Annotated in this window: 17 protein-coding genes and 1 pseudogene; 12 read left to right on the plus strand and 6 right to left on the minus strand. The window is 44.7% G+C overall.

What is annotated here, in order from left to right; all coding sequences use genetic code 11:
- Positions 1-760 precede the first annotated feature (760 nt).
- From F6K63_RS00625 to F6K63_RS00640, 4 genes and pseudogenes are all read left to right on the plus strand, one after another.
- Complete coding sequence (locus F6K63_RS00625; protein WP_154659750.1) at positions 761-919, plus strand: hypothetical protein; 159 nt, start codon at positions 761-763, stop codon at positions 917-919.
- Between the two features lie 474 nt (positions 920-1,393).
- Positions 1,394-2,725 (plus strand): sedoheptulose 7-phosphate cyclase, encoded by a 1,332-nt coding sequence (locus tag F6K63_RS00630; protein ID WP_287310353.1) that lies wholly within the window; start codon positions 1,394-1,396, stop codon positions 2,723-2,725.
- Positions 2,726-2,733: 8 nt separating this feature from the next.
- Positions 2,734-3,541: pseudogene (locus F6K63_RS00635) on the plus strand (D-alanine--D-alanine ligase family protein); the annotation flags it as partial.
- A gap of 870 nt (positions 3,542-4,411) precedes the next feature.
- Entirely contained in the window at positions 4,412-5,341 is a 930-nt protein-coding gene (locus F6K63_RS00640; protein ID WP_287263428.1) for a hypothetical protein, read from the plus strand.
- Positions 5,342-5,784: 443 nt separating this feature from the next.
- Here the strand turns inward: F6K63_RS00640 and F6K63_RS00645 are convergent, their stop codons facing one another.
- The gene (locus tag F6K63_RS00645; protein WP_287310357.1) at positions 5,785-6,465 is read right to left on the minus strand and encodes a hypothetical protein; all 681 of its coding nucleotides are present in this window, start codon (positions 6,463-6,465) and stop codon (positions 5,785-5,787) included.
- 498 nt (positions 6,466-6,963) lie between these two features.
- Here F6K63_RS00645 and F6K63_RS00650 point away from each other — a divergent pair, with 498 nt between their 5' ends.
- Together F6K63_RS00650 and F6K63_RS00655 are read left to right on the plus strand one after the other, a co-directional pair.
- Entirely contained in the window at positions 6,964-7,506 is a 543-nt protein-coding gene (locus tag F6K63_RS00650) for a hypothetical protein (RefSeq protein ID WP_287310359.1), read from the plus strand.
- Between the two features lies 1 nt (position 7,507).
- The gene (locus tag F6K63_RS00655) at positions 7,508-7,639 is read left to right on the plus strand and encodes a hypothetical protein (protein ID WP_267872019.1); all 132 of its coding nucleotides are present in this window, start codon (positions 7,508-7,510) and stop codon (positions 7,637-7,639) included.
- A gap of 118 nt (positions 7,640-7,757) precedes the next feature.
- Here the strand turns inward: F6K63_RS00655 and F6K63_RS00660 are convergent, their stop codons facing one another.
- Positions 7,758-8,867 (minus strand): anthranilate phosphoribosyltransferase family protein, encoded by a 1,110-nt coding sequence (locus F6K63_RS00660; protein WP_287310361.1) that lies wholly within the window; start codon positions 8,865-8,867, stop codon positions 7,758-7,760.
- A gap of 30 nt (positions 8,868-8,897) precedes the next feature.
- On the minus strand, positions 8,898-9,893 hold the full coding sequence (locus F6K63_RS00665) for a LysR family transcriptional regulator (protein ID WP_287310362.1): 996 nt from the start codon (positions 9,891-9,893) through the stop codon (positions 8,898-8,900).
- Positions 9,894-10,389: 496 nt separating this feature from the next.
- Between F6K63_RS00665 and psbA the strand changes: the two genes are divergently transcribed.
- The gene (psbA, locus tag F6K63_RS00670) at positions 10,390-11,469 is read left to right on the plus strand and encodes a photosystem II q(b) protein (RefSeq protein ID WP_070393396.1); all 1,080 of its coding nucleotides are present in this window, start codon (positions 10,390-10,392) and stop codon (positions 11,467-11,469) included.
- Positions 11,470-11,746: 277 nt separating this feature from the next.
- Here the strand turns inward: psbA and F6K63_RS00675 are convergent, their stop codons facing one another.
- The 3 genes from F6K63_RS00675 to F6K63_RS00685 form a co-directional block, all read right to left on the minus strand.
- Positions 11,747-12,133, minus strand: a complete 387-nt coding sequence (locus F6K63_RS00675; protein ID WP_287310364.1) for a mannose-binding lectin — start codon at positions 12,131-12,133, stop codon at positions 11,747-11,749.
- Positions 12,134-12,741: 608 nt separating this feature from the next.
- A complete protein-coding gene (locus F6K63_RS00680) occupies positions 12,742-14,715 on the minus strand; it encodes an iron uptake porin (RefSeq protein ID WP_287310366.1) in 1,974 nt (657 codons plus the stop codon).
- A 495-nt stretch (positions 14,716-15,210) separates the two neighbouring features.
- Entirely contained in the window at positions 15,211-15,456 is a 246-nt protein-coding gene (locus tag F6K63_RS00685; RefSeq protein ID WP_287310367.1) for a hypothetical protein, read from the minus strand.
- A 464-nt stretch (positions 15,457-15,920) separates the two neighbouring features.
- Between F6K63_RS00685 and F6K63_RS00690 the strand changes: the two genes are divergently transcribed.
- From F6K63_RS00690 to F6K63_RS00710, 5 genes are all read left to right on the plus strand, one after another.
- On the plus strand, positions 15,921-16,526 hold the full coding sequence (locus F6K63_RS00690; protein WP_287310369.1) for a Uma2 family endonuclease: 606 nt from the start codon (positions 15,921-15,923) through the stop codon (positions 16,524-16,526).
- 34 nt (positions 16,527-16,560) lie between these two features.
- Positions 16,561-16,743, plus strand: a complete 183-nt coding sequence (locus tag F6K63_RS00695; RefSeq protein ID WP_287310702.1) for a PD-(D/E)XK nuclease family transposase — start codon at positions 16,561-16,563, stop codon at positions 16,741-16,743.
- A gap of 24 nt (positions 16,744-16,767) precedes the next feature.
- On the plus strand, positions 16,768-16,905 hold the full coding sequence (locus F6K63_RS00700) for an element excision factor XisI family protein (protein ID WP_287310371.1): 138 nt from the start codon (positions 16,768-16,770) through the stop codon (positions 16,903-16,905).
- A gap of 101 nt (positions 16,906-17,006) precedes the next feature.
- On the plus strand, positions 17,007-18,221 hold the full coding sequence (locus F6K63_RS00705) for an RNA-guided endonuclease InsQ/TnpB family protein (protein WP_008189359.1): 1,215 nt from the start codon (positions 17,007-17,009) through the stop codon (positions 18,219-18,221).
- A gap of 6 nt (positions 18,222-18,227) precedes the next feature.
- Positions 18,228-18,443 (plus strand): XisI protein, encoded by a 216-nt coding sequence (locus tag F6K63_RS00710; RefSeq protein WP_287310373.1) that lies wholly within the window; start codon positions 18,228-18,230, stop codon positions 18,441-18,443.
- The last annotated feature ends 56 nt before the right edge of the window (positions 18,444-18,499 follow it).

The raw sequence follows: 18,499 nt of genomic DNA on the forward strand, positions 1-18,499 counted from the left end.
CTTTACCACCACAGAAACAAGCACTGCCAAGCTACCAGAAGCTAAAGAAGTAATAAATAGCGATCGCAATCATGGCAATTGGGATTGCTACAGCTTTGATTCCGAGGGCAAACCCATCTAAATTCTCGAAACCTTAATCAGAATTAATAAGCAAAAATACTTATGTTAATACTCTCATATCCAATAGGTATTTGTAACTAACATGTGTTTACCCTGAACAAAATTTGGAAAGCGTGAACCACCCCAGCCCCTGTTACCACAGTAAATACAGCTTGATCAGGCAATAAGTTAATGATTTTCGGAGATTATAGGATCTAAGAATAGGTAAATCGCTAAATAACACTAAATTTGATTAAAAATAAGCGAATAAGTGCCTTTGACACAGGACTAATTAGTCTGCTTTAATCTACTGACGTGGGTAAAGAAATGTTAACTAACAGAAATTAGTGTTGATTAAATTTGCCGAAAACCCCGACTATGACTATTTCTTGATGCAGTCGCTCATCAAGAAAACCCGTAAGACCAAGCTGCATCGCTTGTCAAACATTATCCCCATCTGATCACCCGACCATATCCCTACCTATTTTTTCCAAGCTTGAAACGGCCCTACTAGCACAACAGCTGTAGCGGTCGCAATCGGGAATTGAGGAGGGTGATGATTACGGGTATCACTGGTGTGAGTGGGGTTAGCCTGAGCAGCAGTTTAGTAGTAATAAATAATTATCTTAATAGGATAGCCGCCTAATGTCAACCACAAGGAATGACGCCCTTCACCGTAGAAGAGGCTCGTCATCCCACCTGGTTTGAGACCCAGAGGAATGCCAACATGCCTGTATTGCCAACAGTGGTAGTGCAGTGCTCCCGTTGGGTTTCACCTCTAGCGTCGATTGAGTCTGTTGTTAACAATACAGTTCTCTAAAAAAAATTTGTTCCTACCACTATCCAAATTATTAAAATTTTGTTAAACTACTCAAGTGGCAACGCTCAAGTTAAATTAGTCACTCCTTACAAAGCAAATCTAAAGAAAATGTAAAATCAGCGTTGCTTAAGCAATGCAGCGAGGTAGCGCCGCCAAAGGGGGTTCCCGCCCCATGAGTGACTACCGGTGCGGCCAAAGGGGGTTTTACCCACTCGCTATGGCATAAAGACATTCAAGAATGAATTTAGATCGTCTGGTTTTGGTAAATCCCCCGTTGCTTCCCCAACTTTGGGGGAAGTTGAGACTTTTGTTCCCCCCCCCGGTGCCCTTGACCCGTAATTAAATTACGGGTCAAGGGCACCCCAAAATTGGGGGGCTAGGGGGAGGGAATTATACCCAGAAATCTGCCTTGCCATGTAAATTCTTCGATACTAATCCGAACATCCAAACAAGTAATATCGCAGCAGCAGAAGTATGGTTCAAGCTAAACCTAATCCAACATCACAAAAGCTCTCTCCTTCAGACTCAGAACAGATAATTCAATTCCACCACCCAGAGAAGTACCACACCTCAGAGTGGTACACCGGTACTGGAGAGATCGCTGCTAGTGGAGACGGTCGCTCTTTTGAAATATCTGCTACCTATGCGTTAAAGGCAACAGTTAAGTTAGTGGACGGAGTTTTCAACCCTTCCAATCCCACCTTGGCGGAAGTTTACAGTCGTCGCGGTCGTTGTGTGGCAATTGTGGATCAGACCGTAGATGAGCTTTACGGAGCGTCAATTCGCCGCTACTTCGAGGAATATGAAATTCCTCTAAAGTTGCTGGCCTGCCGCGCTTGGGAATCTGACAAAACTCCCGAAACCGTCCACCGCTTGCTGAAATTTTTAGGTAAAGATGGCTGCGACGTTTCCCGGAACGAACCCGTACTAGTAGTAGGCGGCGGTGTTCTCAGTGACGTAGCCGGACTGGCTTGCGCCCTGCAGCACCGACGCACTCCTTATATTATGGTCGGAACCACGGTTGTGGCTGCTATCGATGCTGGTCCGTCGCCCCGCACTTGTACTAACGGTGCCCAATTCAAGAACAGCATTGGCTCCTATCATCCTCCAGTAATGACTTTGGTAGACCGGAGTTTCTTCCGTACTTTAGCGACAGGTCACGTCCGCAACGGTATGGCAGAAATTATTAAAATGGCAGTCACCGATGATCCGGTTCTGTTTGAGTTAATGGAACAATACGGTCCTCGCTTAGTAGACACTCACTTTGCGACTTTGGATGGCGATGAGAAACTGGCAGCGATCGCTGATACAGTCATCTATCGGGCATTGTTTTCCTATATGAAGCATGAAGGAACAAATATGTTCGAGACTTACCAAGACCGTCCCCATGCTTATGGTCACACCTGGAGTCCTCGCTTTGAACCTGCTGCTAAATTAATGCACGGTCATTCTGTTACCATTGGCATGGCCTTCGGTGCGACTTTAGCGGCAGAGATGGGCTGGCTCAAACCAGAAGAACGCGATCGCATTATCGCTTTGTGTCGCTCTCTGGGTCTGTCTGTTTACCACCCCATCCTAGAAGATATTGACCTGATGCTTGAAGGTCAAAAAAATATGCGGCGCAAGCGAGGAGAAGGGGGTTTGTGGGCTCCATTGCCAACAGGGATTGGTTCCTGTGATTACGCTCAAGAAGTATCGTCAGGATTGCTACAACTAGCCATTGACAAGCATAAAGAATTATGTTCTTCTTTTCCTGATGCTGGAAAAGGCACAGAAATGTACCTCAGCGACCTCGGCCTTGAATAAAAGGAGCACAAACTATTGACCTAGTGCTGCCACAAATGTTTTGTATCCCTGGCATGACTGAATACCGTGCCCTATTGGACTTGCTTAATATTCCCTATGTGGGCAATACCCCAGATTTGATGGCACTAACTGCCCATAAAGCAAAGCAAGAGCTAAGGCGATTGTGGCAGCCGCAGGAGTTAAAGTACCTTTTGGAGAACTACTTCGCCAGGGAGACATTCCCACCATTAAGCCGCCAGTAGTGATCAAACCTGCTAGTTCTGACAATTCTTGTGGGGTGACTTTAGTCAAAAATGTCGCTGACTATGACGCTGCCCTCAAAACAGCGTTTGAACATTCAGATGAGGTCTTAGTCGAAGAGTACATCGAACTGGGTCGGGAAGTCAGATGTGGAATCGTTGTCAAAGACGGTGAGCTCGTGGGTTTACCCCTGGAAGAGTATCTGGTGAATCCCCATGACCACCCGATTCGCAACTATGAGGATAAACTAAAACGAACAAATGATGGCGACTTAAGTTTGACTGCTAAGGATGGTGTTAAGGCTTGGATGGTAGACCCTAGCGACCCTTTAACAGAGCCAGTTCAGGAAGTAGCAAAGAGGTGTCATCAGGCGTTGGGCTGTCGCCACTACAGTCTTTTTGACTTCCGTATCGACCCACAAGGGCAACCTTGGTTTCTAGAAGCAGGTCTGTATTGCTCTTTTCTAATAAAAGTGTGATTGCCTCTATGGCGAAAGCATCGGGGATATCTGTAAATGAGTTGTTGATGATAGCGATTGATGAAACGTTAATTAATAAGGCTGCGTGTAGGGAATAGGGAACTTTGGATCAGGAAATAGTCTGAGGCGGGGGCGCGGCAGGTGTGGGGAAATGGGGATAATATGGGAAGTGTGGGAGGTGTGGGAGGTGTGGGAGGTGTGGGGAGATGGGGAGTCAGATTAGCAACTAGCTCCCCAAGACAGTGCTGCCTAGGTATTCCCTAGTCCCTATTCCCTATTCCCTATTCCCTATTCCCATTAACCCAGGACGAGGTACCTCAGCCAATTGAGAACTGCTATTATGAGTAAGTAAGGTTTAACTTTTCCGCAAGAAGAGTGCCACTCCCGAGTTAGCGATCGCATGTAGTCTTGGTGATGAAATCATACCACCATCAGCGTTATCTAAATCTAAATTGTTATCTAAATTGCTCTCAATGGCCTTAACCGATTCCTGATCAGGGTGTTCATTGGTGACACGATGATTTGGGTATTAGTGATTTTACCCTACAAGTGACCGATCGGAGGGATTAGACTTCCCACTAGTAGCTACCTAAAAAAGCTAGCTGAAGCTGGCTTTTTGGCTAATTAGAGCAATTTAATCCCGATATTTGGCTAAAAACGGTTGTTTTATTCTGATTGCCTCCATTTTTGCGCTAAAATAGCCTATATAAGCTAACTTTTATAAAGAGTTCACAGAAAATTTACAATCTGCTGGGACTATTCACAAGTAATTTACGGAAAATGGCTGATAGACATGGTTAACTTTAGAAGAAGCAAAAAGTCAGGTACTCAAAGCATGCAGTTTCTCAAGGTCACTACTTAAAAGCCAAGATGCTAGCCAGAGTCAAAAAACCGTACTATGCGGAATTTCTCTCACAGCCCTTGAGGTAAATAGTAACACGAGTAGTTTTAACAGTTAACTATAAAACATGTCAGGCTCTCCTCTGAATAAATTCCTTTTCAAACCCGTTCTTCTTGCAGCAGCGGTCTTGTCAGTACTGTCCTTACCAGTAGCAATTTTTGGCTCACAACCAGTTTCCATTCGCATTCAGGGAGAACAGTGGATGGATGGTGAAGTTAAGGATCTTGCTCCCCCTTACCTAGGCTTGGTTGGAGCCTTGAGTTTGGGAGTCGGTGTAGCCAGTTTGGCAATTTCAGGGTGGCAAGACTCCTCCCATAAATTTGCTCAAACTCAGGACAAAGTTTCCACTCTAGCTGAGGGTATCCAGGCAAAAGAAAAAGAATTAGAAGACCTTAAGCTTTCTCTGTCGAGTTTGGCAGCTTCTGGACTCACTGATTTTATAGATGAGGCAGAAACCCCGAAAACATTTACAGAAAACGTTACGGAAAAGGTTCCGGAAAACGTTACGGACAAAGTTATAGAAAACGTTACGGAAAAGGTTCCGGAAAACGTTACGGACAAAGTTATAGAAAACGTTACGGAAAAGGTTCCGGAAAACGTTACGGACAAAGTTATAGAAAACGTTATAGAAACTCGGGATAACAGCCTTGAATCCCAGCCAGTCTTTGAAACTCTAGTGACTAGGTCGAATTTTGTTGAAGAGCCTTCCATAACAGCCCCGACAAGGTCTGTAGAGGATGTAACCCAGAAGTTTGCCTCAGCACAAACGTTTTTAGGTTTTGTGCGCACAAAACCTGTAGTCACCCAACCTATTGAGGTGAGTTCACCAAAACCTGAGCAGCTGGAGCAACTCAACACTCAACTTCAAACAATTATGGCTCAGATGGCTTCTTTACAATCCGCCCTTGATGGCACACAGAGAAGTCGAGGGATTGAGGTACCTGTAGCGAATCACCCATCCAAACAACTTGTTAAGTCCTGGTCTGTCAAGGGTTAAGAACTTTTAAGACAAGTTGATAGACGATTAGGGTGCATCCTGATCCAACCATAAGCTAAAAAGCATCTACTGGAATTTACTCCAGATAGTTATGTATAAATAGTTTACTGTTGGTAATTAGTTAAAATTGCTGAATTTGGTTGACCATTTCTGCCTTCCGAATCTATAATTGTAACCTCGATTTATCGATGGACTAATTTGGCATTCGCCAATTACTAGATTGTCACGATTGAGATCACCGTGAGCGTTTCCACAAAAAGCGCCAACAAAACGCGACCATAGCGCTAATTCAATAAAACTGTTAGGGTATTTCAGTAAGAGCCTGCACAGTGTGGCTGAGTATTATAATTAGTATTATTATTAATATTATTCATGGTTCAGGCTTGATAGTGACCAACCATGAACCATGACCATGAACTATGAACCAAGATAAAGGTTTTGTCTTATCGGAAAAACTCTGACGGCGAGAGTGGAGTATTGTTTTGATTTTTTAAATTGGTTTGTGGGCGAATACTACCACTAACCGATGGTTGGGGTTTAAGTTCTGAGCGGTTTCCCCAGCCACCATTGCGTTCTGCTGCCCTAATGCTAGGTACTGATTTCCTGCCACTAGGTAGCGCTATCGGTAGGGTGTAACTCGCCTTTACGTAAGGTTGACCATCATTATTAAATCGGACGAGGTCACCTTCCATCTCTGGAATCTGCGGCTGTTGCTCTTCAGCCCTTCCTAGGTGACCATAGGGCTCATAGGTAGCTAAGAAAGAGACACTATTATTGGGGCTAACCGAGAATCGTCCTTGTGATTGATTGATTTGCCAAGCTTCCTGAAGGCGACCATCTGGTGCTACCTCCCATAGGTTAAGCCTAGCTTGCCATTGACCCTGCTCGTTTACGTCAACAACTTGGCGATCCAAAATGGAATAGGTGCCTAGGGGGTTAGAACCAAATAAAGGCTGTTGTGTCGGACGCAAATAGCGAATAGCAGCTACAGCAATTTGACTTTGGTCAGGTAGATTACTAGTACCCGATACAGTATACGCACCAGGACGACTGGCCGGTTTCACACTGAGTTCTAACTCAAGGTCAGGGGATTTTTTTTGGGAGCAACTGACACACAATGCCATTAGCATTAGGAGTACAGTCCCCTGCCTATTAGAGTAAAGTGAGCGAACTGTTTGACTTAAAAACTGGTAGAATCGCATAGGCATAGGTATAAACAGATTAGATATTCCTTAGGGAGTAAGCATATGCGCTACGCGCACGCTGCTTGAGGTGCGGTCAGCGGTCAGCGGTCAGCTGACGTAACATAGATTAAACCAATACTTACTTGTTTTATTCAAAAGCTGAGAGCTGAGAGCTGAGAGCTGAGAGCTGAGAGCTGAGAGCTGAGAGCTGAGAGCTTACCTTAGAGATAGCTTACAAAGAATGACTAATTGTCAGATTAGGGGTTGAAAATATCGACTATCATAGCAAGTTGTTAAAAACGAGCTAAGTTGATTGGTAGTTAGTGATGGATTTACCACGGAACCCTAATCAACGTCTAACATAATCAATACCTTGATTGTTTATAATTGAGCGTTTATAATTGATAGCTTATAAAATTTTATCCACTAAGACTAATTATGAAGCAGCAAAGCAGGTTTAGACATACATCTTTATTGAAATTTTGTACTACTCAGTTGGCAATCGCTGGCCTAGTAACCCTAGGGATTCCTAATGGTGCTGCCACTGCTGGGAATCAATTTAGTTTGTGTGCCAAAGATCTTAAAGCGGCCAATATCACTTCAGAAATCGCATCACAAGCTTGTTCAGAGGCACTACAACCTGAGGATTTATCCTTGTGTGTACTGAAAATTAAGGTACTGACCTCATTAGCAGGCCAAAAAGCGTTAGGTGCTTGTACACGAGTCCGACGACCTTTGGAATTGGCTAGCTGTGTGGTTGATATTGACAATCAGATTGAAAACATAAATGCTAACTCAGTGCTGGATCACTGCCGTCGTAGCCTCCTGCCAGAGCAATTTTCTGAATGTGTTATTGGCTTGAATAGTGCCAATGTCGCTAGCCCTGACAAGGCTCTAAACACTTGTATTTCTGTTAATCAATATCCCTCCCAATTGTCTCCGACCTTTGCGCCACCTCCGGCAAGAACCTTGGTTCAGTAATTTGGTTGAGTGTAAGCATTCAGCCGTCAGCCGTCAGCCGTCAGCCATTCCCTTGGCTCACGCTAAGGGAATGGCTGACGTAACAGAGATTAAACCAATGCTTACTTGTTTTATTCAAAAGCACATCAAGTAGCGTGGGTGGCACAGGCTTCGACGCTGGGACTTCATTTAGATTGCCCATAGCCCATAAGCACATCAAGTAGCACATAAGCTGATAGCTGATAGCTGATAGTTGAATACTTACCTTCTGTTTATTTAAGCTTGTGTAAGTAATCAACAATTTCCTTAAATTTTTGCTCCACATTACCACTGGTGAATAAATCTTCAGCCCTGGCCAGACCTGCTCTAAAATCTGGGCAAACACCACAACGCCACAGATAAAAGCCACCATTCCAGATCGCGGCTGGCATCAATGGGTTGGATTTACCCTTTAGGATTTCCTGGTACTGTGCCAGCAGTTTAGTGGTTGACTCAAACGGTACCTCCTTGCCAGCCAAACCGTATTCACTCGGATGGAGTAGCAGACGTTCAAACCCTTGACTGGCTGATGGTTGACTAATCGCTATGATGGCAGTGCGATCGCGTGGTAGGTCACAGCTACCCTCTAAGCCTTTGACAAAGGTAAAATTCTTGACCAGACGCAGCTGACATGTCTGTCTAAACAGAATTTCTGTAGGTGGATGAACATACCCGGCCACATAATGAGTCTCTGCTTGATCAGCAGACCTATAGGCAGACCACAGGAGTTCCATGGTTGCTATCGGTGGACGTTTACCGATTTGGTCGCGGTAGGAAACTAACTGATGAGCTTCGGGAAAATGCCGGGGTAAATAGATAAATCCTAAGCCAGTTGTCTCCAATACTTGTTGCACCTGGGGCACAGAAAGTTGGGAGAAATCCATGCCCAATCCCTGCCAAATCTCAATCAAGGGGACTCCATACTTAGTGGGCATACAATCTCCGCCATGCATGACCACAGGTACGCCAGCAGTAGCTAAGACTAAAGCGGTCAGGGGTGTGACTGGTGCAGTACGGCTTCGTCCATCATAGGGTGTTCCTAACGCTGTAACCCCCAGGGATGGAGAAGACGAAAGTGACCGAGAGGCATCTTGCCCATGGTTGATGTCCCAGGGTTGTAACCTTGGTCCAAGTTGGTCATAAGCATCCAACATCCCTGCCAGTTCTGCACTGGTCGGTCGTTTGATGCGATGGGCAATCATAAATGCTCCAATTTGCGCTGGCGTAGCCTCTTGTGTCAACATGAGGCGGGTTGCAGTGGTGGCTTCCTCACGAGTTAAGGCTTTGCCAGTGTGTACACCACTGCCCACTTTCTTTAATAATTCCCTGAAGGCATTACTCATCGATGATTAGTCCAAAGCTGGAAACAGTGATCAAGCTTGAGCAAGGGCTGGCAGCTGGACGTTCCAATCCTGAACTGTTGGCATATCCAGCTGACGCACCAGTTGACAAAAATGCTGAATTGGTGGAATCTCTAAGCGATCGCGAGTCGTGACCAAGACCACCTGACGAGTCCAGTTGGAATCCAAGGCAGAGACGTTACCTACTAGTTTGTTGGAGCTAGCCAGGGATTCTGGTAGTTTTTCTAGGGTACGCACAGCCAAAGTAGAGTCTTGCTGTACATTGATCACGGCTGATTTGGGCAATAGGGCAATCAATTCTCCTTGGCGCACTACTCCTTGGAATGCTTCTAGGGTATTTAACTCCATAACTGCCCGCAAATTAGCCCCTAGGCGGGAAAACTGCTGCTGTACTAAACGTTGCATCCCGTAGCCACTTTTAAAGACTGCTTGTGGGTATTTAATCAGTTCTGACCAGGGCACTGCTTTATAGTTGACTAAGGGATGGTCTGATGCCATCAGGACTTCGATGGGCTCTTCGTAGAGTACCTCAACTACCATCTCTGAACTAGTGGTCAAAAAGCGATTGTTCATCACAATTGCCACATCCACTAGACCATCTCGCAGTACCTTCAAAGAGCGATCGCTTCCGAGGGCCGTCACTCGTAATTGCACTTGAGGATAGGCTCGACAAAATTGCTTTAAGATCGGTGGCAAATAGTGAGCGCAGACTGATTGGATTGCTGCTACACACAATTCTGGCTGCTTACCTGCGATCAAATCTGCTAATTCTTGGGTAGCAGTTTGCCACTCTTGACAGATTTTACGAGCACGGGGTAAAAGCTGTTCCCCTGCAAGAGTCAACTTGGCGTGAGCAGTGCGATGAAACAGTGGCATACCCAGATGGCTTTCCAGAGACTGAATTTGTCTACTAATAGTCGATTGTGTTACGCCGCATTTTTGTGCCGCTTGTCCAAAATTACCGGTCTGGGTGACTGCCAGAAATGCCTGCAACTGCTCAATCCGCATGATTTGTCTAAGGTGTATGAGGTTTCATCATAATTCATTGAACATACTAGATTTTTTGAGGAACTTCGGTAGAATTTGATACATTGAGGCTCTGCCATTTAACTAAACCCATCAGCTCAACCAATGTAATCAGTAAAGCAATTTCAAACGGGAACGTCACGGGTCTTGGGAGAACAGGGAACTTCGGATCAGTGGAAAATCGAGGATGTTAAGAAATTATAAATAAATAGATAAATAAATTTTATAGTTTATAGCGGTTCTCAGTGGGATCAGGTACAACCAAATTTTTCACCCGTATTTATACCACAATTACACTATTAAGTCAATATTTACGTAATATAACTTTTACTTATTTACATTATTTAATAACCTGAGGGGAAATTACTCTCAAAACCCTTTACAAAACTTTAGATATTGCTTAATATAAATACATGAAGGCGCAAACAAGCCGGACGAACCTCGATAACTTCATATTCATACCCGCAATCATAAGAACATGACTACTGTATTACAGCAGAGCAACACCTCTGTGTGGTCTCAGTTCTGCAATTGGGTCACCTCCACCAACAACCGCCTCTATGTCGGCTGGTTTGGTGTCTTAATGATTCCAACTTTGCTAGCTGCTACCACCTGCTTCATCATTGCTTTCATCGCTGCTCCTCCTGTGGACATCGATGGTATCCGCGAGCCCGTTGCTGGCTCCTTGATGTATGGCAACAACATCATCTCTGGTGCTGTTGTTCCTTCTTCTAACGCCATTGGCTTACACTTCTACCCAATCTGGGAAGCTGCTTCTCTAGATGAGTGGCTTTACAACGGTGGTCCTTACCAGTTGGTAGTGTTCCACTTCCTAATTGGTGTATTCGCCTACATGGGTCGTGAGTGGGAACTAAGCTACCGCTTAGGTATGCGTCCTTGGATCTGCGTCGCTTACAGCGCACCCGTTGCAGCTGCTAGCGCCGTATTCTTGATCTACCCAATCGGACAAGGTTCTTTCTCCGATGGTATGCCCCTAGGTATCAGCGGAACCTTCAACTTCATGTTCGTGTTCCAAGCTGAGCACAACATCCTGATGCACCCCTTCCACATGCTAGGTGTAGCCGGTGTATTCGGTGGTTCTTTGTTCTCTGCGATGCACGGTTCTTTGGTGACCTCCTCCTTAGTGCGTGAGACCACCGAAACTGAATCTCAGAACTATGGTTACAAGTTCGGTCAAGAGGAAGAGACCTACAACATCGTTGCAGCTCATGGCTACTTCGGTCGTCTAATCTTCCAATACGCTTCCTTCAACAACAGCCGTTCCTTGCACTTCTTCTTGGGTGCATGGCCTGTAATCGGCATCTGGTTTACTGCACTGGGCATCAGCACTATGGCATTTAACCTGAATGGCTTCAACTTCAACCAGAGCATCATTGACTCACAAGGTCACGTGATCAACACCTGGGCTGACGTACTAAACCGTGCCAACCTAGGTTTCGAGGTAATGCACGAGCGTAACGCTCACAACTTCCCTCTAGACCTAGCAGCGGCTGAAGCTACTCCTGTAGCTTTGACTGCTCCAGCTATCAACGGTTAATTTCAAGTTGCCATAATCTACTTGATTAAAACAAAGCGCTCTCCATATGGGGAGCGCTTTTTTGTTTGATAGTAAGCATTCAGCTATCAGCTATCAGCTTAAGCGCTATGCGCACGCTACGCGAACAGCTATCAGCTTAATTAGTAATGGGTAAACCCAAGCCAAATTGCTAGGCTCACCCACTACTAAATCAATTCATTTTTGAGTTTTGGTTGAGCACAGCTAGCCACTATTTGGTAGGGATGCTCACCAGACAGAATTCAAGGAATTCTATCTATTACTCGTACTTGAGAGTGCCATCAATGTTGGCAATGTGCTGATCTAGATTAATGGAGGTAGGAACCAAGCGTTGATCACGTGTCAAGCACTCAGAAGCCATGACACTTGGAGTGGAGAGGCCAGTACCATAGCAGGTCTGACTGAAGTTGCCGTACTGCCAGGTAAGACCACCATCAATATTCTCAATGTACTCATCCAGGTTAATAGCAGTGGGCTGCCAAGAACCATTCATCCGCTGACAAATGGAGGATAAAATAGAACCACTAACACTGGAATCGTAGCAAGTTTGGCTAAAGTTACCTGCAAAAGCATTATTTGCAAATACACCAAAAGAGATTGCCACGGTAAACAGAAAACAAGCAATTGTTTTCAAGAGACCTTTCATGATCATTAACTCCAAAAATGGATAACTAACTAGCATCTGGAACCCATAACAGCCTGTTAAAAAAACTGCTATCGGGTGTAATGTAACCCTTATTTAGGCTTACAAATTAAATCTACCTAAACATTTTTAGCTAGTCAACACTTTTCTACCGAGAGAGAAAAGTGCTTATAATCCTGCAAATTTGTATCAAAATTTACTAATTGACAAACAAATCAAAACATGTATTGGTCAGTGGCGATCGCATTGACGCTTTGGCCTCTCCCTTTGCCTAGCCTAGGGTTCAACAGGCAATCCCAAAGGGGCGAAAGGTACGAATTTGTATTATATTTTACAAATTGACAAATTTATCAAAAAATGTATTAGTAAGTGGCGATAGCATGGACGCTTTGGGGTCCCGCTTCGCCATTAGCCCGAAGAGCTAGCACCTTCAAGGGATCGCTACCGATAGTGAGGCGATGGAGGTTTCGGGGTCCCGCTTCCTGTAAGCAAAGGGATGACAGTGGTGAGGGGGCTTGCTCGGTCGTAAAGTTTCCAGTCAAATTTCCCTAACAGCTTTGATCCCGACGCTCACCAACCATGGGTAGAGCGCCGGACATCTAGCTTAAAGCTTAAAAAGTGAAGGTAGTTCTGAGGGTACCGATGACTACATCATCGTTGTCAGAACTTTGGTTAGGATTCAGAAGCCAAACTACACCTGGAGTAACGGAGATGTTGTTGTTGACTTTGTACTTATAGAACGCTGAAACCTGGTAGGCAAAATCATTGTCAAAGTTGCTGTTGCCATCATCTAAATCCAGTCCTCTGAGGGTTGGTGCAGCACCACCAAAAATTCCGGCCAGATTACCTTTTTTGCCCAAATCGGGGAAAGCGATACCAGCAGCAAAGTTCCAAATTTCCGCATCACCCAAGCCAATCAACTCAGCATCGGTGTAGCCTGCCCAGCCATTGAGTACGATGTTGGGGGTAAGTCTCAAAGAGGTTTCAACACCGAAAGAGTTGCTTTCTACCTTTGCACTAGCAAAGTCAACCGTGCCTAAATTGGTAGCATTCCCCAAGGCTGCTGGATTAAGATTAGCCAGAGCTGTGCCAGTACCCCCTAGGATTAAACGGGGTCGTCCATCAGTATTATCTTCGTAACCCCGAATGTAGGTGAATCCAACTTTGAAATCACTACCATAAACCAACTGAGCGATCGCAGAAAAGTTGCCATTGAATAGACCCTGGCCTTCTTGAGGATTGCTAGCGGTGTTGGAGATGTAACCTAAATCAATCCGAACATCCTTGATCGGCTTGATGGCAAGGGCAGCCCCAGCACCAAACGGCCCAATCCGATAGATGGGATTACGTTCAGCAAAACGGGTAATAGCATTGGAACCACCAGCACGACCTTCAAAGAAAGGGTTAACGGTATCGACGTAATAGTGATGCAGTGCTCGGTTAGCCAACAGTTGAACTGTTACCTTATCCCCGAGGGGGAACTTATAGCGCAAGATATCAATAATAACGTCATTACCGCTCGGTCCATCGTAGGTAAAGCGACCTTCTTGAGTTCCCGCCAGTTCACCACCAGCCCCTGTGATCAAAGTTGGGGCATCCCCAGCCTGGAGACGGGTTTGGAGCATGTCCTTACCGGTAAAGCTGGTTAAGAAGTTCAGACGAGTTCGGTTATGAAAAACAGTCTGAACATCATCAGCATCCCCTCCAAAGGCATCAGCTAGAGCAAAGATCACCTCACCCTTGAGTTTAGTGGTGGTGGAAAACTGATGGTCTTCTAAGAAGGCTACCCGTCCTTCTAGGTTATCTACTCGTGCCCCTAGGGTAGCCAGTTCTGTTTCAAACTCTTGTATTAACCGTTGTAGACTTTCTAAGTCCTCACGGGTGATAAAATCTCCAGTAACGCCCCCCAGTAAACGCTCAATTTGGTTCAAACAGGAATTCAAACCAGCAGCAAATTCGTAGCGAGTCAAAGCTCGGTTACCCCGGAAGGTAGCATTGGGATAACCAGCAATACAGCCGTAGCGTTCTACCAAAGAGCGTAATGCTTCATAAGCCCAATCTCCAGGGGAAATGTCTCTGAGTTGAGACACATTAGTGACTTGTTCCATAGAGTCATCCTCTACAGTCTGTCCACTCAGTTGAGAAACACCAGTCACCGGTCCCATCAAGTCATCCTCTGCAGTTTCCTCGTCACCGTATGACGTCACTGAATCACTAGCAGAATTACCGATAGTGGAATTACTGATAGTGGAATTACTGGTAGTGGAATTACTGGTAGTGGAATTACTGGTAGTGGAATTACTGAGCTTAACCGTATACCCAGTAGAGGCATCAGAGGCATCAGCCACTAATGGCAGATCAGAGGCAAGAACGGACTGAGTTAGGGAAGTGACCTCAGGGAGTGCTTGTAAAGTCAGTGTTTCTACTGTAGTGGTAGGCTTGACAGCGGATTCTTGAGAGATAGTCTCTTCTGGCAAAGCTTCCTCAGTTGCTGCTACTGCTGAGGATGAAATCAATAGGGTTGCCCCAACAAACAAGCTGGGGGATTTTAGCACAGAGAGCCACAAATTTTTTGATCTGTTCACAGGGTTTCCTCACACACAATCAGGGTTTTGATAGGTACGCTCTTACTTGGTGAATTAAATTTCCCACAGGTCGCACCTCTGGATCAAGTCAACAGGACTACCGTCTCTTTTCAGGGGTGTCACTAATTCATTACAAATTGATTACAACATGACACACAGAGATAACAGATCAGGAAATACCAGCTTCAGAATCCTGGTAGTTCTTCTGCTCATCTCCCGATCCCGTCATGGTCGTTTGTCCTGAGTTAGTCTCATTTGAGCCCTTTTTGATCAGTTTTTGATCAAGGGATAGTTTAAGAGACGATTAACTTTAGCGATGCAGCGCGGTCTTGGGGAGCCAGTGCGGTCTTGGGGGTTCCCCCCATGAGCAACTGGCGTGGTTTCCCCCATGAGCGACTGCATCAAGACACCGATTTAAGAATTACCTTGGATGGAGGTTTTGTTTGTATTTTTTAATACAAAAAATTTAGCCTTGATGAGCTTAAAGCATAGTAATTATGCAATTATGACAATAATTTTCGATATTAAATCCGGTTTAACCGCTGTAATCCAAATTTTTGATATATGATACATATTTATTTTAAATAATACTTTTATAAGTAACAATAAACAATTATTAAATTCGGGAATCGGGAATCGGGAATCGGGAATCGGGAATCGGGAATCGGGAATCGGGAATCGGGAATCGGGAATCGGGAATCGGGAACAGGCAAGAGGCAAGAGGCAAGAGGCAAGAGGCATGCATACAAGAGGCAAGAGGCAAGAGGCAAGAGGCAAGAGGCAAGAGGCATGCATACAAGAGGCAAGAGGCAAGAGGCAAGAGGCAAGAGGCAAGAGTAAAGATTGAAATCAAAACATTTGTGTATCGTTAAGTAATTTATATGATAAAATACAGTGGTTGAGCTAATGGGATTGACCTTTGGTCACGCTACACGAACGCATTAGCCAAGGGCAAAGGGAATAGAGAAGCTAGCAATAGGCAATAGGGAAACAGAGGTCGGTGAGTTATGGGTGAAAGGATAAATTTTACTTCTTAATTGGCAATAATAAATAACGTAGGTTGGATGCCAACTGCTCTATTACCTGTTGCGATTATCCCCTCTTCCTTAAAAACCCATAAATATATCCTTAACAAAGTCGCAAACTGCTATAAGTACCAATAACTAGAATAGAAGAAACTCTTTTGTGCGGGAACCAACTAAATAATGACAGTAGCCACTACACCTGTTGAAACTAATCGAATTGTGCTGAGGATGCCCCCGGCACTGGAGATGGATGATGACCAATTTTTTGAATTTTGTCAGGTTAACCGAGAATTACGTATTGAGCGCACATCAGAGGGAGAAATAATTGTTATGCCCCCAACAGGAGGTGAAACCGGAAAACGCAATCTAAGTATAGGTGGTCAGTTGTGGAGTTGGGTGGAACAGGACGGTACAGGAGTAGGTTTTGACTCATCCACTGGTTTCAAACTTCCCAATGGTGCAGAACGCTCCCCTGATGCTTCTTGGATAAAGTTAGAAAGATGGGAAGCCCTAACACCTCAACAAAGGGAAAAATTTGCTCCCATATGTCCGGATTTTGTAATTGAATTGCATTCCCCCAGTGATAGGTTGAAAGATCTTAAGAACAAGATGGAGGAGTACAGGTCAAATGGCGCTAGGTTGGGATGGTTGATTGACCCAAATAGTTGTCAGGTGTATATTTACCGTCCTGGGGTAGACGTGGAGCAGTTGGAGAATCCTGCTACGGTCAAGGGGGATGAGTCGGTAGTGCCTGGTTTCGTGCTGAAGCTGGATAAAATCTGGTAAAGGTATACGAGAAAAAAGCACCAACATCAGCTATATAGAAAATCACTTAGAATTAGTGTTTGTAGAATTACCGAAGTTTGAGAAGCAGTTGGAGGAGTTAGACCAACTGGATGAGTTGTGGATGTATTTTTTAAAGAATGCGCATTCCTTAGATACGGTGCCACCGAAAATGGCGAATAAGCGTAAAATAATACAAGGTAAAACTACTAGTTTTTGACCCAGACAAGGAGGTAGTTGTACAGTGGAACGATTGAACCAGTATCGGCAATGGATTCAGCAGGTTTTAGCTCGACATAACCAGTTTGTACCTTCTTATGGTGAGATTGAACAATTTACAGTGTTTGACCACAACGATGATCATTACTTACGGGGCTCCTAAGGCTGAAAGCCCCGTGTTTTTAAACCGGGGATGAAAGCCAGTAGCGACTAAAGTCGCTAAATAGTGTAAGATAAAATAGTAACGGAGGAGGTCGATATCCGGTGATCATAATTGAGTTCAAAGCCTACGGGAAAGAAAGTCAGTACTCTGCAATAGATGAGGCTATTCGGACAGTTAAGTTTATCCGTAATTGTTGCATTAGATTATGGATGGACAATAAAGGAACCGGGAAATATGACCTCAGTAAGTATTGCAAATTACTGGCCAAGCAATTACCTTTCGCTAATGAACTGAACTCAACAGCGCGACAGGCTGCGTCTGAGCGTGCATGGTCATCGATCGTTCGATTTTACGACAATTGCAAGAAAAAGATACCTGGCAAGAAAGGATTCCCTCGCTTCCAAAAGCATTGCCGTTCAGTAGAGTATAAGCAATCTGGATGGAAACTATCGCCTGACAAGAAAGCTATAACATTCAGGGACAAAAAAAGCATAGGAAAACTGAAGCTCAAGGGGACATGGGACTTGTGGCGATTTGATTTAAAGCAAATAAAGCGAGTTCGCATTGTTAAAAGGGCTGACGGATACTATGTTCAGTTTTGTATTGCGGTTGATGTAAAAGAAGAATTAGACCCTTCCAGGAAGACTATAGGGCTAGATGTAGGACTGAAAGAGTTTTACACTGACTCTGATGGCTACTCAGAGTCTAATCCTCGTTTTTATAGAAAGGGAGAAGAACGTCTAAAGTTTTATCAACGCCGGGTATCTCGGAAGAAAAAAGGCTCAGCCAATCGGAAAAAAGCCATTAATAGACTAGGTAGACACCATCTTAAAATAAGTAGGCAGCGTGAAGAACATGCCAAGAGACTGGCACGTTGCGTAATCCGATCTAACGATTTGGTCGCCTACGAAGATTTAAGGGTTAAGAATCTAGTTAAAAATCACTGTCTCGCTAAATCTATTAATGATGCTGGTTGGTATCAATTTAGGAAATGGTTAGAGCACTTTGGAACAAAATTCGGCAGGGTCACCGTTGCAGTAAATCCTGCCTATACCAGTCAAAACTGCTCTGAATGCGGTGAAATCGTGAAGAAGTCACTATCAACTAGGACTCACGCCTGTAAGTGTGGTTGTAGATTAGATCGAGATCACAACGCCGCAGTCAACATTCTGAAGAGAGCTTTGGGTACGGTGGGGCACACCGGAACCTGGGTCTTAGACCCCAACGCTTCGGGAGATTTGACCTCTACTGTTCTTGGTTCCGGCCAGGTTCAGCAAGTCGAATCGTTGAGCGAAGAATCCCCGTCTCGCGATTAGCGGGGAGTGTCAATAGTAACAGTTGGCTGGTCAGGTGACCGTCGAGTTTGTGGTTCGTTGATCCATATTGATATCAAGGGAGAAAAAATCTGGATTCAACATGATGGTACTGAGGTTGGTGTAGCCGATGAGCTCGTAGAATTAGGAGTACCTAAGTCAGAAATTGTCATCGGTTATCATGACCCCAACGCACGTAAGTTGACAGAATTTGCCGTAGGTTAAAAGGTGAGTTATGCCTGAGTTGTACCTGAGTTGGGCTAAGTCCCTAGGAAAGAGCG

It is taken from the genome of Moorena sp. SIO1G6, from assembly GCF_010672795.1.
Taxonomy (GTDB): Bacteria; Cyanobacteriota; Cyanobacteriia; order Cyanobacteriales; family Coleofasciculaceae; genus Moorena; species Moorena producens.

Excerpts from the sequence above, each read along its gene's own strand:
- F6K63_RS00645 (WP_287310357.1), bottom strand. The coding sequence starts at position 6,465 with ATGGCATTGTGTGTCAGTTGCTCCCAAAAAAAATCCCCTGACCTTGAG.
- F6K63_RS00625 (WP_154659750.1), top strand. The coding sequence starts at position 761 with ATGACGCCCTTCACCGTAGAAGAGGCTCGTCATCCCACCTGGTTTGAG.
- F6K63_RS00665 (WP_287310362.1), bottom strand. The coding sequence starts at position 9,893 with ATGCGGATTGAGCAGTTGCAGGCATTTCTGGCAGTCACCCAGACCGGT.
- psbA (WP_070393396.1), top strand. The coding sequence starts at position 10,390 with ATGACTACTGTATTACAGCAGAGCAACACCTCTGTGTGGTCTCAGTTC.
- F6K63_RS00640 (WP_287263428.1), top strand. The coding sequence starts at position 4,412 with ATGTCAGGCTCTCCTCTGAATAAATTCCTTTTCAAACCCGTTCTTCTT.
- F6K63_RS00630 (WP_287310353.1), top strand. The coding sequence starts at position 1,394 with ATGGTTCAAGCTAAACCTAATCCAACATCACAAAAGCTCTCTCCTTCA.
- F6K63_RS00660 (WP_287310361.1), bottom strand. The coding sequence starts at position 8,867 with ATGAGTAATGCCTTCAGGGAATTATTAAAGAAAGTGGGCAGTGGTGTA.
- F6K63_RS00675 (WP_287310364.1), bottom strand. The coding sequence starts at position 12,133 with ATGAAAGGTCTCTTGAAAACAATTGCTTGTTTTCTGTTTACCGTGGCA.
- F6K63_RS00650 (WP_287310359.1), top strand. The coding sequence starts at position 6,964 with ATGAAGCAGCAAAGCAGGTTTAGACATACATCTTTATTGAAATTTTGT.
- F6K63_RS00685 (WP_287310367.1), bottom strand. The coding sequence starts at position 15,456 with ATGCCTCTTGCCTCTTGCCTCTTGCCTCTTGCCTGTTCCCGATTCCCG.
- F6K63_RS00690 (WP_287310369.1), top strand. The coding sequence starts at position 15,921 with ATGACAGTAGCCACTACACCTGTTGAAACTAATCGAATTGTGCTGAGG.